Annotated in this window: 14 protein-coding genes and 1 pseudogene; 5 read left to right on the top strand and 10 right to left on the bottom strand. The window is 41.5% G+C overall.

What is annotated here, in order from left to right; genetic code table 11:
• The first annotated feature begins 96 nt into the window (after window positions 1–96).
• Window positions 97–1,179: an ATP-dependent 6-phosphofructokinase gene (locus HWQ40_RS12235; protein WP_292778085.1), complete on the top strand. Its 1,083-nt coding sequence runs from the start codon at window positions 97–99 to the stop codon at window positions 1,177–1,179.
• A gap of 84 nt (window positions 1,180–1,263) precedes the next feature.
• Here the strand turns inward: HWQ40_RS12235 and HWQ40_RS12240 are convergent, their stop codons facing one another.
• The gene (locus HWQ40_RS12240) at window positions 1,264–2,391 is read right to left on the bottom strand and encodes a succinylglutamate desuccinylase/aspartoacylase family protein (protein WP_292778067.1); all 1,128 of its coding nucleotides are present in this window, start codon (window positions 2,389–2,391) and stop codon (window positions 1,264–1,266) included.
• Between the two features lie 98 nt (window positions 2,392–2,489).
• Here HWQ40_RS12240 and HWQ40_RS12245 point away from each other — a divergent pair, with 98 nt between their 5' ends.
• Window positions 2,490–2,687, top strand: coding sequence for a hypothetical protein (locus tag HWQ40_RS12245; RefSeq protein WP_292778069.1), 198 nt, complete (start codon window positions 2,490–2,492; stop codon window positions 2,685–2,687).
• Window positions 2,688–2,770: 83 nt separating this feature from the next.
• On the opposite strand, the gene HWQ40_RS12250 is transcribed toward HWQ40_RS12245, so the two are convergent.
• Window positions 2,771–6,532, bottom strand: a complete 3,762-nt coding sequence (locus HWQ40_RS12250; RefSeq protein ID WP_292778070.1) for a filamentous hemagglutinin N-terminal domain-containing protein — start codon at window positions 6,530–6,532, stop codon at window positions 2,771–2,773.
• 980 nt (window positions 6,533–7,512) lie between these two features.
• Here HWQ40_RS12250 and HWQ40_RS12255 point away from each other — a divergent pair.
• Together HWQ40_RS12255 and HWQ40_RS12260 are read left to right on the top strand one after the other, a co-directional pair.
• Complete coding sequence (locus HWQ40_RS12255) at window positions 7,513–7,683, top strand: hypothetical protein (RefSeq protein WP_334983895.1); 171 nt, start codon at window positions 7,513–7,515, stop codon at window positions 7,681–7,683.
• A gap of 19 nt (window positions 7,684–7,702) precedes the next feature.
• Window positions 7,703–8,158, top strand: coding sequence for a hypothetical protein (locus tag HWQ40_RS12260; RefSeq protein WP_292778072.1), 456 nt, complete (start codon window positions 7,703–7,705; stop codon window positions 8,156–8,158).
• A 73-nt stretch (window positions 8,159–8,231) separates the two neighbouring features.
• On the opposite strand, the gene HWQ40_RS12265 is transcribed toward HWQ40_RS12260, so the two are convergent.
• The 6 genes and pseudogenes from HWQ40_RS12265 to HWQ40_RS12290 all read right to left on the bottom strand — a co-directional run bounded on the left by HWQ40_RS12265 (window position 8,232) and on the right by HWQ40_RS12290 (window position 12,087).
• Complete coding sequence (locus HWQ40_RS12265) at window positions 8,232–8,870, bottom strand: histidine phosphatase family protein (RefSeq protein ID WP_292778073.1); 639 nt, start codon at window positions 8,868–8,870, stop codon at window positions 8,232–8,234.
• Window positions 8,871–8,950: 80 nt separating this feature from the next.
• Entirely contained in the window at window positions 8,951–9,109 is a 159-nt protein-coding gene (locus HWQ40_RS12270; RefSeq protein WP_292778074.1) for a hypothetical protein, read from the bottom strand.
• Between the two features lie 117 nt (window positions 9,110–9,226).
• Window positions 9,227–9,919, bottom strand: coding sequence for a PEP-CTERM sorting domain-containing protein (locus HWQ40_RS12275; protein WP_292778076.1), 693 nt, complete (start codon window positions 9,917–9,919; stop codon window positions 9,227–9,229).
• 488 nt (window positions 9,920–10,407) lie between these two features.
• Window positions 10,408–10,881, bottom strand: a pseudogene (locus tag HWQ40_RS12280) (hypothetical protein).
• Window positions 10,882–11,110: 229 nt separating this feature from the next.
• Window positions 11,111–11,293: a CsbD family protein gene (locus HWQ40_RS12285; RefSeq protein ID WP_099103871.1), complete on the bottom strand. Its 183-nt coding sequence runs from the start codon at window positions 11,291–11,293 to the stop codon at window positions 11,111–11,113.
• Window positions 11,294–11,622: 329 nt separating this feature from the next.
• Window positions 11,623–12,087, bottom strand: a complete 465-nt coding sequence (locus tag HWQ40_RS12290; protein ID WP_292778077.1) for a hypothetical protein — start codon at window positions 12,085–12,087, stop codon at window positions 11,623–11,625.
• Between the two features lie 253 nt (window positions 12,088–12,340).
• Between HWQ40_RS12290 and uvrB the strand changes: the two genes are divergently transcribed.
• Window positions 12,341–14,338 carry an excinuclease ABC subunit UvrB gene (uvrB, locus tag HWQ40_RS12295; protein ID WP_292778079.1) on the top strand — a complete coding sequence of 666 codons (1,998 nt, stop codon included), beginning with the start codon at window positions 12,341–12,343 and terminating at the stop codon, window positions 14,336–14,338.
• A gap of 58 nt (window positions 14,339–14,396) precedes the next feature.
• Here the strand turns inward: uvrB and HWQ40_RS12300 are convergent, their stop codons facing one another.
• Complete coding sequence (locus HWQ40_RS12300) at window positions 14,397–14,522, bottom strand: type II toxin-antitoxin system RelE/ParE family toxin (RefSeq protein WP_292778081.1); 126 nt, start codon at window positions 14,520–14,522, stop codon at window positions 14,397–14,399.
• A gap of 91 nt (window positions 14,523–14,613) precedes the next feature.
• The gene (locus HWQ40_RS12305; protein WP_292778083.1) at window positions 14,614–14,871 is read right to left on the bottom strand and encodes a hypothetical protein; all 258 of its coding nucleotides are present in this window, start codon (window positions 14,869–14,871) and stop codon (window positions 14,614–14,616) included.
• Window positions 14,872–14,968 lie beyond the last annotated feature (97 nt).

Below are 14,968 nucleotides of genomic sequence, written 5' to 3' on the forward strand. Positions count from 1 at the left end.
GAGGACTTTTGCTTAAGTTTAATCTGCTGCTAACTTTGGCTTAAGTTTCATCGACTATTTAATATATACATTTGGATCAAAATGTCAATAAAAGATGTGGGAGAACCCAAACGCATAGGAATTCTTACGAGTGGAGGTGATTGTTCTGGCTTAAATGCTGTAATTAGGGCTGTAGTAAATTGTGCTGTAAATACTTACGGCTGGGAGGTTTTGGGAATTCGTCAAGCGACTCTAGGATTAATGGCGCGTCCGCCACAATTCACCAAGCTGGAGGTTGATCGAGTTGACTCGTTGTTAACTGCGGGTGGCACAATGTTGGGGACAACCAATAAAGGCGACCCTTTTGCCTTTCCAATGGCGGATGGAAGTTTATGCGATCGCTCCGAAGAAATCATTGCAGGTTATCATCAACTAGGTTTGGACGCTTTGATTGGTATTGGTGGCGATGGTAGCTTGGCAATTTTGCGTCGCCTCGCTCAACAAGGTGGTATTAATCTAGTAGGTATTCCCAAAACCATTGATAACGATATTGGTGTTACCGAACACGCCATCGGTTTTGATACAGCAGTAAATATTGCCACAGAAGCACTAGATCGGTTACATTTTACTGCTGCAAGTCATAGCCGAGTTATGATTTTGGAAGTAATGGGTCGTGATGCTGGACACATAGCAATAGCTGCGGGAATTGCAGGGGGAGCGAATGTAATTTTAATTCCCGAAATCCCTTATACAGTTGAGCATATTTGCCACAAAATCAAAGAACGCCAAGATAAAGGCAAAAACTATTGTTTGATTATTGTTTCTGAAGCAGTTCGTACCCAAGGCGGCGAAAATGTGACGATTACCAATCGCTTAGGTCAATCTCGATACGGGGGAATTGGCGAATATTTAGCCGATGAAATTATTCAGCATATTGATGTAGAAACGCGAGTCACCGTTTTAGGACACATTCAACGGGGTGGAACTGCTTCACCACTGGATAGATTAGTTGCAACAGCCTTTGGCGTAGCCGCGGTTAATCTCATTGCAGAGGGTAAATACGATCGCATGGTGACATGGCAAAATCGCCAAGTATTAAGTGTACCAATTACAGAAGCGATCGCTCAATATAGCGCTGTCAATCCCAATGGTACTTTAGTTAAAACTGCTCGTGGTATGAGTATTTATTTGGGAGACTAAATTTAGTGCTGAGTGAGGAGTGAGGAGTGAGGAATTAAAAAACTCATAACTCCCAACTCCTAATTCCTAACTCCTAACTAACTCCTACCTAATAACTCCCAATACAAACTCGCCTTCATTCACAGCCTGATTGGTTGCGACATCATAAACTAATCCATCTTGTTGAGCGCAGACATCAATTACAGTAGGTAGTTGACCTTCTTTATTAAAACTGAGAATTTGATATAGTTTTTCTCCAGCTTTGACTGTACTACCTAATTCGATTCTGGCTTGAATCATACCACCTGCGATCGCATAATATTTTTTCCGATTGCTGCTAGATGCAAAAGTCATTTCATGGGTTTTTGTGTCGTCTGATAAATCAGGAATTTGCAGTACACCTTTTCGGGCTAAATAACTTTTCACACCCCGTACACCTTTAGCAACTGAATCAGGGTTCATTTGCATTCCTGTTCCCAACTCCAGTGTCCAAGCTTCCACATCAAACTTGATCTCTCTACCAAACTCTTTAAAACAAGCTTCTAGGGCCAACCAAGGTTTGATAAAAGCTTCATCAAAAGCATCACCATCATATTTATTAAGCAAGATTCCAAAATCAAGTAGGAAGTATTTTGCACTGTCTTCTCGATTTCGGAAGTAATAAAGGTAGTCTAAAGCTTGATTTGTAGAACTATGTAAATCAATTAAGTAGTCTGCATCTAAACTCAGATTTTGTAGTTTGTAGCCAAAAAGCTCAGTGTATGGTACTGCACCTGGAGAATTAATTTTTTCTAAAATCTTCGAGAATTGTTGCTTAATTATAGTTAAATAATTTTGTCGAACGACCTCTAGATCAATATGAAGTTGAGATTTAGTAAAAGCTACTAAATCATCAGCTTCTTTCTCGTAGTCCCAAAATATGCGATTCCAGTCTTTGGCTTCGTAAACGCAGTAACGTCCAGGAGAAAAATGATGAGCGCGTTCATTTGTCCCCATTGGATTACAAACGGGAACTAGCCAAATTTCTCCAGTTAAATCTGTATCATTTACTGTTAATAAAAACTCAATTAGCTGGTGAATAACGGCATTACCAGCAATTTCTGAACCATGCAGATTAGATTGAATGTAAACCTTTTTACCAGGTTGAGTGCCGATAAATTTGTATAGTTGTAAGTAGAGGCGATCGCCCGAAGCCATTTGACGTAATACAATGCTTTCAATAAGTGGCAGCATGAAATAACTCGGTAATGATTTAAGTAAATTATCGCTGTAGATGTAGCTATTGATTTACTACCTTAGTCAACTTTTATCGGCTGAATACTGTACTAGCAATGACTTCAAACTGTTTAACAGTGAAGATTTGTGAGCTATCGGGGAGTGGTTTATCTGGTGTAGGTAGTGGTTGGTCGGGTTGGAGTAGTTCGGATGGAGGCGGAAATTGCGGTGGTGGAGAGGGTGAAGGTGGTTGGACAGCGGTGGCGGGAGTTGCAGAAGCGAAGGAGAGTTGTTTTGGGGTAGTTGTACGCTGACTACTGTCTGCGCCCTGCTGGATGTAGTTGTCAAGCTGTTGAACAACATAAGCAGGCAGGATGCAGTAAAAGTCTGAATAACTTTAGCTACCATGACATTGAATTGGGTTCTGTCTGGAAATGTGAGGAGTAGCGGTGGATGAATTAGCACTGAGGACTATTTGTCCAAATGCGTTTAGCGTTGCACCTGTGGCTTCAACAATGCGTTTGGGAGTGGAAATAGTTGGTTTACTAGTAACAGGTGGTAAGGAACGGTTGTTGTTGCGGGGTTTAAGAGACACCCAATCTATTTGTGGTGTATCAGGAGTGAGAATGTCTTTGGGATTGGGTGGTAAACCACCGCGTCCAGCGATCACAAATCGGTTTTGGGCGTAACCTGGACTGTAGCAACCTTGGGCTAACTTGGTGTCAACTGGTATTGTTGGTAATTCAACTAAGCCACTGTTAGGGTTAATCTCAGGTGTGTTTAGTTCTACAGTGCCCTGTATACCAAATTCTGAACTAGCAGTGATGTCACTCAAGGGAGTTGAATTTTCACGGAACTCAATACCATAAATGTCATTGGCTTGAATATCCACTCTCCCACCACTGCCTGTAAAAGCATTGGCAGTGATGTCATTATCTTCGCTGGGGACGGCGAAGATGAAGCCATTGGGAGCATTGATGGTGATATTGCCACCATTACCCCCAGCTTGTGCTGTGCCTGCGGTGGTGGTAATTTGAGCGCCACGACGCAGAAGCAGTAAATCAGTTTGTAAAATGTTGATGTTGCCACCGTTACCCGATGCAGATTCGGCGTTGAGTATGCCACCGTTGTCTAAGGTAACTCTAGGTGAGGTGACGATAATATTTCCAGCAGTACCCGTCGGACTTTGGGAGTTCACGAACAAGCCACTGCTAATGTTAGAACTCTTGCCAGAAATGGTGAAAAAATCAGCAGCATTAACTTTAATTGTGCCTGCATTCCCTTGTCCAAATGTTGAGGTTTCAAGTTTAGCGCGATCGCGTAATGAGAATGAACCAGAATTGATAGTAATGTTACCCCCATTGCCTTGTGTTCCCGTATTCACAAAGCTGAAAATCCCACTGGGAAAACCGTTTTTTTCCCCAGCAATGTCAACAGCGCCACTAACTTTAACATTGACATTCCCCGCATCCCCCTGTCCTGCTGGTTGGGTATCATCATATACACCCCTAGTAAGGGTTTGCAGTTGAGCGCCATCAATTAGTGATAGTGTTGCAGCATTGATGTCGATATTGCCACCTTTACCTACACCCCCTGGTGACACCCTGCTGAAGATGGCAGCATTATCTGCAAGAGAAACAGCATCAAGTGCCCGCACTGTCACATTTCCCGCATTCCCTTGTCCAAAGGTTTCGGTAGTAAGCCCAGCAGCATCAATTAGTGACACTTTTGCAGCATTGATGTCGATATTGCCACCCTTACCTACACCAGAAGCTGACACTGTGCTGACGATGGTAGCATATGCAAGGTCAACCGCATCTTGTGCCCGCACTGTCACATTCCCCGCATTCCCTCGTCCAGAAGTTGAGGCAGTAAGTCGAGCGCCATCTCGTAATGAGAAAGAACCAGAATCGATAGTAATGTTACCCCCATTGCCAACTGTCCCCGTTTCCACCTGAGTGCCAATCCCACTGACAATACGGTTTTTCTCCCCAGCAATGTCAACTTTCCCAGTAACATTAACATTGACATTCCCCGCATCCCCCCGTCCTGCGAGCTGGCCATCAGATGCTTCACTAGTAGCAGTTACCAGTAGAGCGCCATCAATTAGTGATAGTGTTGCAGCTTTGATCTCGATATTGCCACCTTTACCTACACCCCCGGCTTCCACCTGACTCAAGATTTCAGCATCTGCAAGAGAAACAGCATCTCGTGCCCGCACTGTCACATTCCCTGCATTCCCTTGTCCAAAAGTTGAGGCTTGAAGTCCAGCGCCATCGCGTAACGAAAATGAACCAGAATCGATAGTAATGTTACCCCCATTACCTTGTGTTCCCGTATTCACCTGGCTGGTAATCCCACTGGCAAAACCGTTTTTCCTCCCAGCAATATCAACAATACCTGTAACATTAACATTGACATTCCCCGCATCTCCCCGTCCTGCTAGCTGGCCATCAAATGCTTCACGAGTAAGGGTTTGCAGGGTAGCGCCATCAATTAGTGATAGTGTTGCAGCATTGATGTCAATATTACCTCCCTTACCCACACCCCCTGCTTCCACTATGCTGACGATGCCAGCATTATCTGCAAGAGAAACAGCATCTCGTGCCCGCACTGTCACATTCCCCGCATTTCCTCGTCCATGAGTTGAGGCAATAAGCGCAGTGCCATATTGTAACGATAAAGAACCAGAATCGATAGTAATGTTACCACCATTCCCTTGTCCAGAAGTTGAGGCACTAAGTTGAGCGCTATCGCGTAACAAGAAGGAACCAGAATCGATAGTAATGTTACCCCCATTGCCAACTGTCCCCGTTTCCACACTGCTGAAAATCCCACTGCCTAAACCATTTTTCTCCCCAGCAATGTCAACAATACCTGTAACATTCACATTCACATTCCCCGCATCCCCCCGTCCTGCTGGCTGGGTATCAGATGCTTCACGAGTAACAGTTTGCAGTTGAGCGACATCAATTAGTGATAGTGTTGCAGCATTGATGTCGATATTGCCACCTTTACCTACACCCCCTGGTGACACCCTGCTGAAGATGGCAGCATTATTTGCAAGGTAAACAGCATCTCGTGCCCGCACTGTCACATTCCCCGCATCCCCCTGTCCAGAAGTTGAGGCTTCAAGTTGAGCACGATCGCGTAATGAGAAAGAACCAGAATCGATAGTAATGTTACCCCCATCGCCAAGTGACCCTAAAGGCACAAGATTACGAACACTACTTCCACCAGCAACTTTGATTTCCCCGGTAGCATTAAGCGTAATATCTCCTGCAATAGTTTCAGATGTCCCCAAACCTTGCCCAATACCACCGCTTAAAATACTTCCTCCTAAAATCTCTAGATTCCTAGCATTGACTGCAATATTACCGCCACCAGTCCCTTCTACGTATATCGCAGCTTCATTAGTGAGGGATACCGAGGTTCGTGCAACATTCTCAGGAAATCTTAAGCTGAGATTATCGCCATCTACACTCAGCGCTATAGTACCAGGTTCCGCCAACCCTCCTAACTCAACTCGTCCACCATTAGCATTTAATTCTCCGGCATCAATACTGACATTACCACCCACCAGCAGTAAACTCTTACCATCTGGTACTCGTAAACCAAATGCATTAAAGCCTGCTGGATCTCTTCCTGCAAATGCAACTGAGTTATTTTGAATCGCTGCGTTTTGATTAATCTGATTAAACAGCAATGCTGAAGGATTAATAGTCAACAACGGTGAAGGGATATTTTGATCAGTAGCGCTAAAAAATCCGATATTTCCAAATTGCAGTGCATTCGCTGTACTCGCCACAAAAGAACCTTTAACATCCAGCCTCGCACCCTGGCCAAAAATAATCCCATTTGGATTAATCAGAAACAGATTAGCTGTACCCAACGTGCGAATTAACCCATCAATATTAGAAGCTGACCCACCCGTAACTCGACTAATGATATTTTGAATATCTACAGCATTATTAAAAGAAGCGATGCCACCAATAGGAACAGAAAACTCGCCAAAGCTGTGAAACAAATTACTTCCTGCTTTAGTTCCTCCAGTAATATTGAAGATGTTTCCATCCCTTGTAACGCTAGAGTTATTAGGCAAGGTTCCATCCGGGGTAATTTGGGCAAAAACACGCTCTTGCAAAGAGGCAATTAACACACTTCCCACCAAGCAACTAATTGATATTACAAACCTACTACAGCAACACCGCCAATTTTGAGTTATCCCTGACATAGCACCCCCAAGAAATCAGTAACTCCACCGTGTGACTAGTCTTATTTTTCCAAGTTGTAATGCTGTACAATTGGCACTTTAGCACGAGGCAACGGGTGAGGAGTGCGCTAAAGAGGTGAGCGAGGCAATTTGGACAGCACGAAAGAGTAATTTGTAATTGGAGAAAGCGTTTTCTTTGTGTTAGCCTGTTTTACGAAAATGCAATTTCTAGGTCGCTAGGTGCAAGATTTTTTGCCAACATCGAATCATTCATAAGTTTTATTTAAGCATTGCTTGCGATCGCACAGAGCGCACTACCCTAAAGAGCGATCGCATAAGCTTTTGTCAAAAAGTTGTAATGTTAAGGCTTAATGTCGTAACCTTAAGCCTTAATCTTATGATGCTGGTGATTAATGTTGTAATGTTAAGGCTTAATGTCGTAACCTTAAGCCTTAACGTTATAGCGTTAAGCCTTAATCTCGTAACGTTAAGGCTTAATGTTGTAATGTTGGTGACGACAAGACATTCACTTATAACTGCGATCGTTGATTCAAGAACTAATAAATTCTCTCTAGGTAATTTTCTAGGAGATATCGATTCTGGTAAATAGAATGTAGGTTGGGTTGAGGGACGAAACCCAACACCTCAAAGTCTTATAATTGTTGGGTTTCACTCCGTTCAAACGCCACTTCACTAAAGTCGGGAAACCCGCCCACATGAGCGGCTCCCCAACCTACGCATCTGTTTTATTTTTTTCTAGAATTGGTATTAATCACAACAAGGTAGTTATTCAGAAGTACGATATCTACGGCGGGCTACGCCTACGCAATATTTACGCAGTGTTCTATCCTAGAAACAAAAAGGAGCAAAAGTATGCAAGCCTACAAGCTCAACGCCACAATTGATGAATCAGGTCATTAATCAACATGGCATTAACTGCTAACTTTAGAGATTTTGAAGACGCTATTCAATACAGCAGTGCGGTACTCAATCATTTAGATGCGATTGTTACTCGCAACCCTAGAGATTTTCCAGTTGCTACTCCCAGAATTATCACACCTGAAGAGTTAATTCAGGAACTAACAAATACTCCATAAATAATTAAGTCAAATATATATGAATGCCCAATTAACCTCTATCGAAATCCAAGAACTTCGGCAACTTCTCCAAAACGACACCCCAGCGCAAAAAGCACTTACTACCCTACAGCACCACAACGGGAATCTAGAAGCTAGTTTTGATGCACTCTGGCAAGAGAAAGTCGGCACAACAGATTATAGTAAGGGCAAAAAATCTATTTTGCAGCTGACCCTTGACGAAATCCGCGCGGAAATCTGTGGTGATGATGGTTTGCGGGGCAAAATCAAAGAATACACTAATAACCCTGGTAGTGCTTCTTTGTTCAACAGCATCATTGGCTCCCTGGTTGCGGTTGCAGCAGTGCATGGAATACCGATTGATGGTGCGATCGCCACAATTGTCATATTATATATTTTGAAAATTGGGATAAATGTTCTCTGCAAATATACTGAGCCAGATAGCAAGGGAGAGCAAGGTAATAATAACTCCTAACTCCTAACTTTTGACTTTTGACTTTTGACTTTTGACTTTTGATTTTTGACTTCCCCGAAGGGGTTAACTCTCCTCACGTTCCTGGTAAATTTCGCAATTGCTCATCTAAATGACTACGGTCTGCCAAAACTTTTAACAGCGGCCCATGTGAGCTAAATTCTACAATACTCACCGAAGCAACAGGACATCCCAAACGAAAACGGAAGCGTCCCACATCAATCCCCAATAAACTACACAGAATAATTCTGATAGTTGCCTTATGTGAAACAACTAAAATATTGCCACTAGTGTAATTTTGTTTGATTTCTTCAATTACCTGTAAGGCACGAGTAGCAATTGTAACAGCCATTTCTCCACTATTTGGCGCATTCCAAGCCGGATCTGCTGACCAGCGAATATAATCATCGTGATATTCACGGCTAATTATTTCAGGCGTTTTTCCCTCCCACAAGCCATAGTTAATTTCCTTCAAACCATCCCTGAGTTGTGGTTCCATCCCTATTGCTTCACAAAAGGGTTTTGCTGTCAATACAGTTCGCCGCATTGGACTACAAAATATTGCTGTCCAATCCATAGAACTATATGTGTCTGCAAAAGCCTTTGCCATCTCCAAGCCTTCTGGAGTGAGTTCTGAGTTTATAGAACCGCAAAAGGAATTATTGCGACTGCATTCTGTCTGTCCGTGACGGAGGAAATAAAGAGTTAGGTTCACGGTATATTCTCATCGATTGTGAATTTAAGAGCGCTAACAATCAGATGTAGCTGAAGATAGTTAATGCCTGTGGTATATTACTACAATTTTTGAGATTTGAAATGATTTTCAGATTGGCCAAAGTTGCCGTAGCTACGCCCGTCGTAGACATCGCCATTCAAAGAGTAGGCATTGGTGCAGCCGCAAGATATCAAATCAATTTTAAAGGCGATCGCTATACATCTTTCAGGCAATGCCATCTTTTACCAAAGGATATATTAGATAGGGTAGTAAGTGTAGAGTTATCAATTTTTAACTCCACACTTAACACACTCTATTTATCTAAACGGAATTATGTATTGGTTAAGTTTGTTAGCCTAGACTTTGCTAGTAACTTTTTGTTGCTGCTTTTGCTTGTGGCTCAAAGCTACGCCAAAACTAGCGACTGTCAATAAACCCAAGAAAGTTGTAGGTTCGGGAACGGTCTCAGAGTTATAAGTGAAGTTGTCTAACACAATTTCTGTGCCAAAGCCACCATAACCTACATCGACGCCACCGGAGGAAGTAAATTTTAAACTGTCAATGCCAAGGAAGTCAAAGTTAAAGAGTCTAGGCGATGTAGTATCTACAGTTACTGTCGTTGCATACTTAGTTATTCCACCTGAGAAGCCCTCTACCAGAATATCTAAGCCATTATTCCAAGCTGTTGTGAGATAAGCACTATTGAAGTCAAACTGACCACTGCCAAGACTTACAGTACTTACTGTGGCAGGGTTTCCAAATGAATTGTAAGCAACATTTGGTGATGAAACTGTTCCATAGATATAACCAGATGGGTTAATGGAGTAGTTAGGAGTAGTCAGATAATTAAAGTTATCCCAATTCAATCCGCCATAGCCGTTTGGAATTGGACTGCCATAATCAAATTCAGGCGCGGGAAGATCATCAAACGTCAAAACAAGCGCCTGCGCCTGTCCTGTGCCAAGTGTTCCTGCTGCAACAGCAGTAAATGCTGCTATACTACAAACCTTCAGCAACTCTTTTCTGACACCTAATTTTGTCATTGTCATGAAACTAACTCCTGTAAAAAGGTAAATGCAGTAATATTTGCTAGCACTCAAAGTAACTACGCCCATCAAAGCAACTCAACAGGCGGATGATGGCTCACCCTGTCACACCTGTCACAGCCAAAAACAGCGATAAAGATGACTTAAGTCTTCAATCTCGCTTGCGTATTTGATATGCTAGGAAGCATTACGTAAAAGTTAATATTGCTGAAAAAAGAAATATCTTCAACAAATTATTAGCTGGGTTTATGAAAACTTTAAGATATATATCCTTTACAAAAACTTAAAATATTGCCAAAAGCTAGAAATGATAAAGGTTAAATACGGTTAAAGGATTAAATATTTGTATAAGTTTTGTGTGAGTTTTATTTGGCTAAAAATAATTTGATTGTATCCTTACATACATAATTTTTGTTGAAAAAAGGCAAAAAATAAAGGTGGGCAATGCCCACCTAATTTCTTACTCATCCTTCAAACTCCAAACTCAGAAGTTACTTGCGACTACCCAACCACTTAGCCGCCGCAACTCCGATAATAGCTGCTACAACAGGATTACTGAGAAACTTGATAATTCCTGGTTGCTCCGCCAGCACTTGGTGGAAAATGTCGGGGTGGTTGTGATAGACGAAGGACGCTAGTTTGCTAACATCATCAGCACTCATGCGGTTAGGGTGATGTGTAGAAAGTCCCAACTGTTGCTCTAGATGGCGATCGTCTAGTCCTATTTCCTTCAAGTGTTTGAAAAATGCCTTTGCTACATCATCCCATTCATTGGGTTTAATTTGTGCGATCGCCTGTTATAATTCTGCCTCCATTTAGCTGGTAGGAATCCGATCTTGATGTAAAGATCGACCAAATAACTGCCAACGTTGATCTAGTGTTGTACGTTGGACGAAATAATTATAATTTTGATATGCAGATGTTAAATCGGCTGTAGTATTATCCAAAGATTTAACATCCCCCAATTTTTAATAGAGTTTGATTCTCTAATTTTTTTATTGGAAATTGTAGAGACGTGATTAATTACGTCTCTACAAAAATTCTAGCAATCAAGCAATATTCTATTTTCTGTTCCTAGCTCAGGGAATCTGAAAAAAGTTTAGCTTGGCTCTCGAACAACTCATATTCTTTTGCACAGATTAGGATACACCCCATTTGTATCCCTCGATTTTATGCAAACGAAAGTATGAATTATTAGTCAATATTTTTCTTCACATTATCTTTCACGTCTTCTATACCATGACGTACTTCGCTTTCAGCTTGCTTTGCTTTACCCTTGGCTTTATCTTCTGGATCTCCAGTGACATTTCCTAACGCTTCTTGGGCTTTACCTTCAACATTTTTAGCAGCAGCCTTTGCGCGATCTTCTATGCTCATTTTTTTACTCCTTATTTAATGAAAAACTCATTTCAAAGCTGTAAACTAACTTTGAAATCATTTTTTATTACATTTATACAATAGCTTAAAGTTTTTCTTAAAGCCTTCCACCACAAGGCATATTAAACAATTCGTCATTTTTAATTAAGAAAGGTAGTTGTAGTAAGCATCCTGGTTGTTGACTGAATCTAAATTAAAATAAGAAGAGTTTAGTTACCTATGCTAAAAGACATAGAACAAATGTAAATATGGTAATCTCTACTTTTTAAATAAAAAAAACCAGTTTCGTATAGAAACTGGGTTAATAAAGTTATGGGGATGTTTTTTTTTTAATCTAGAAAACCCATCAGGCTTTCAGAATTGTCAATCTCATTTGGTGCTATAGGACGGTTCCCGAAGGTGGAATAACTTTCAGAAATTGCCAATGAACTTGAGGCGATTGGACGAATCCCAGAGAGGTTGATACTTTCAACAACTTGGAATGTATTAGCACCTATTGGACGAATACCCATTGAGTTATAAGTTTCAACTACTTCCAAGGTACTGGTGCTAACGGGACGCACCCCAGCAATTGAGAGGTGTTCAGCAACTTCTAAGTCGCTAGCGCCTATGGGACGAATTCCAGAAATGGCGAGTGTTCCAGAAGCTCCTACTGGCAGTTCATTAACTTCCTCGACTTTATCAGCATTCAAGCTCTGGTCTTGTTGATTTTCAACTTCCTCTGTAGCTTCCCCTAAAGACTTGGCATACTTTTGCCGAGAACTGGTTGCTTTGCCAGCGTTGCTAATAGTCATAAACGAACACCTCTAGTTTGTTAATTGAATTTTACAATAATTAAGGAAAGATGAAATTTTTTCCCATATACCTTAGAGTTTAACCTTAAAAAACCTCATATAGATATAAGAATCTTTAAAACCAATACATAAGTAAATGTAAATTAATAATTTTTGTAAATAATTCTTACTATTTATTTGGTCTAATAAGCCAGCTACAATGGATACAGGGCGGAATCGTCACTATGAGATAGGGTATTTACAGCAAAACTGTATGACAGAATTTTGTCTTCAAGCTCCCTTTAGTCCCACAGGCGATCAACCACAAGCGATCGCACAACTCACAGCTAGTATCCAATCAGGCAATCGTTACCAAACTTTACTAGGAGCCACTGGAACTGGTAAGACATTTTCGGTAGCAGCAGTTATTGAGAAAATTGGCAAGCCTACTTTAGTTTTGGCACATAACAAAACCCTAGCTGCACAGCTTTGTAACGAGTTGCGGGATTTCTTTCCGAACAACGCAGTTGAGTACTTTGTCAGCTACTACGATTATTATCAGCCAGAGGCGTATATTCCCGTTACCGACACTTATATTGAAAAAACAGCGGCGATTAATGATGAAATAGATATGTTGCGGCATTCGGCGACGCGATCGCTTTTTGAACGCCGTGATGTCATTGTCGTTGCTTCCATCAGTTGCATCTACGGTTTAGGAATGCCAGCAGAATATCTGAAAGCTGCCATCCCCCTTCAGATAGGTATGGAAGTAAATCAACGCCAAATTTTACGGGATTTGGCAAATGTTCAATATAGCCGCAACGACATAGAAATGGGTCGGGGAAAATTTCGCGTCCGTGGTGATGTCTTAGAAATTGGCCCAGCTTATGAAGACCGAATTATTCGCGTCGAATTCTTTGGTGATGAAATAGACGCGATTCGCTATATTGATCCGGTGACAGGGGAAATTCTCAAAAGTTTGGAAGCGGTAAATATTTACCCTGCACGTCACTTTGTCACCCCAGAAGAACGATTAGAAGTAGCTTGTCATGACATTGCAGCCGAATTAAAACAGCAAAAACTAGACTTAGAACAAGCTGGTAAATTATTAGAAGCGCAACGTATAGATCAACGAACACGCTATGACCTAGAAATGCTGCGTGAAGTCGGTTACTGTAACGGCGTTGAAAACTATTCCCGTCACTTAGCAGGAAGACAAGCTGGAGCTCCACCAGAATGTTTAATTGATTATTTTCCTAAAGATTGGCTATTAATTATCGATGAATCTCACGTTACTGTACCCCAAATTCGCGGTATGTATAACGGCGACCAAGCGAGAAAAAAAGTTTTAATTGATCATGGATTTCGTCTTCCTAGCGCTGCTGATAACCGTCCATTGAAAGCTGAGGAATTTTGGCAAAAGGTAAATCAGTGCATTTTTGTATCAGCAACTCCCGGAAATTGGGAATTAGAAATTTCTGAAGATCATGTAGTTGAGCAAGTGATTCGACCAACTGGGGTGGTTGATCCAGAAATTTCTGTGCGTCCCACCGAAGGACAAATTGATGATTTATTAGGAGAAATCAAAGATAGAGCCGATCGCCATGAACGAGTCTTAATTACCACATTAACCAAGCGGATGGCGGAAGATTTAACCGAATATTTGCAAGACCACGGTATAAGGGTACGGTATTTACATTCCGAGATTACTTCTATTGAGCGTATTGAGATTTTGCAGAACTTGCGCGAGGGTAAATTTGATGTTTTGGTTGGTGTGAATTTGCTGCGGGAAGGTTTGGATTTACCCGAAGTTTCCTTAGTGGCAATTATGGATGCAGATAAAGAAGGTTTCTTGCGAACCGAGCGTTCCTTAATTCAAACTATTGGTAGAGCCGCGCGTCACATTCAGGGACAAGCAATTTTGTATGCTGATAATCTGACAGGTAGCATGATTAAAGCCATTGATGAAACAGACAGGCGGCGTGGTATTCAAACGGCACATAATCGACTGCATGGAATTACACCACAACCAATTGTGAAAAAATCAAGTAATGCGATTTTGGCTTTTTTAGATGTATCTCGGCGGTTAAATGCAACGGATTTAAAAGTAGTAGATGAACATCTAGATGAACTGCCATTAGAACAGATTCCAGGGTTGATTACTCTGTTAGAAGCGCAGATGAAAGAGGCAGCGAAGAAACTGGAATTTGAAGAGGCGGGGAAATTACGCGATCGCATTAAACATCTGCGGGATAAAATGTTGGGACGTTAACGTGAATCTACTGAGTCCTCAATTGGAGTGTGATTGAGGGGACACTGATGACCGATTGTTAATTGTAAATATCACGGCGATGCCCAACTTCATGAATTGTGATGAGTTGGGCTTCAGTATCAAAGGAATAAATAACCCGGTGGTCCCCAATTATGAGTTTGAACAAACCGCTTAGCGAGAGCATACTTGTAGAGAATGTGACAATTTTACCTTTAGCTTTTGGGTAAAATTAATTATAAATTACGTTTAGCCGGAGGTGTTGTTCAACTCCGCCGTTAGGCTGATGCATCATCTTCAAAGTTAGTCTCATTTTCAATTAATTCAAAAAATTGCGAAATCTGTTCAGTCGAGCGAATGTGATAAACACTTTTAGTGCTTTGAGCCTGCTCGATATACTCACGATATTTTGGGGTCAAATATTTGTGACATAACCAAAGCGTGCGGTAGCTAGTAAGCGAACTCTTAAATATTGGACTCTTTTGGGGCCAGCCTTCTGGCGGTTTAAAGCGACCTGTGATTAGTCGTTTAGTCACCCACCAGAAATGCACATATAGCGGTAGATCGATAAAAACTAGGGCGTTGCTGAATCAAAATATGAATCATGCGATCGCCTCAAGATTGCGGGCGCTA

The sequence above is a fragment of the Nostoc sp. NMS9 genome (assembly GCF_017114995.1).
In the GTDB taxonomy this organism is placed as follows: domain Bacteria; phylum Cyanobacteriota; class Cyanobacteriia; order Cyanobacteriales; family Nostocaceae; genus Nostoc.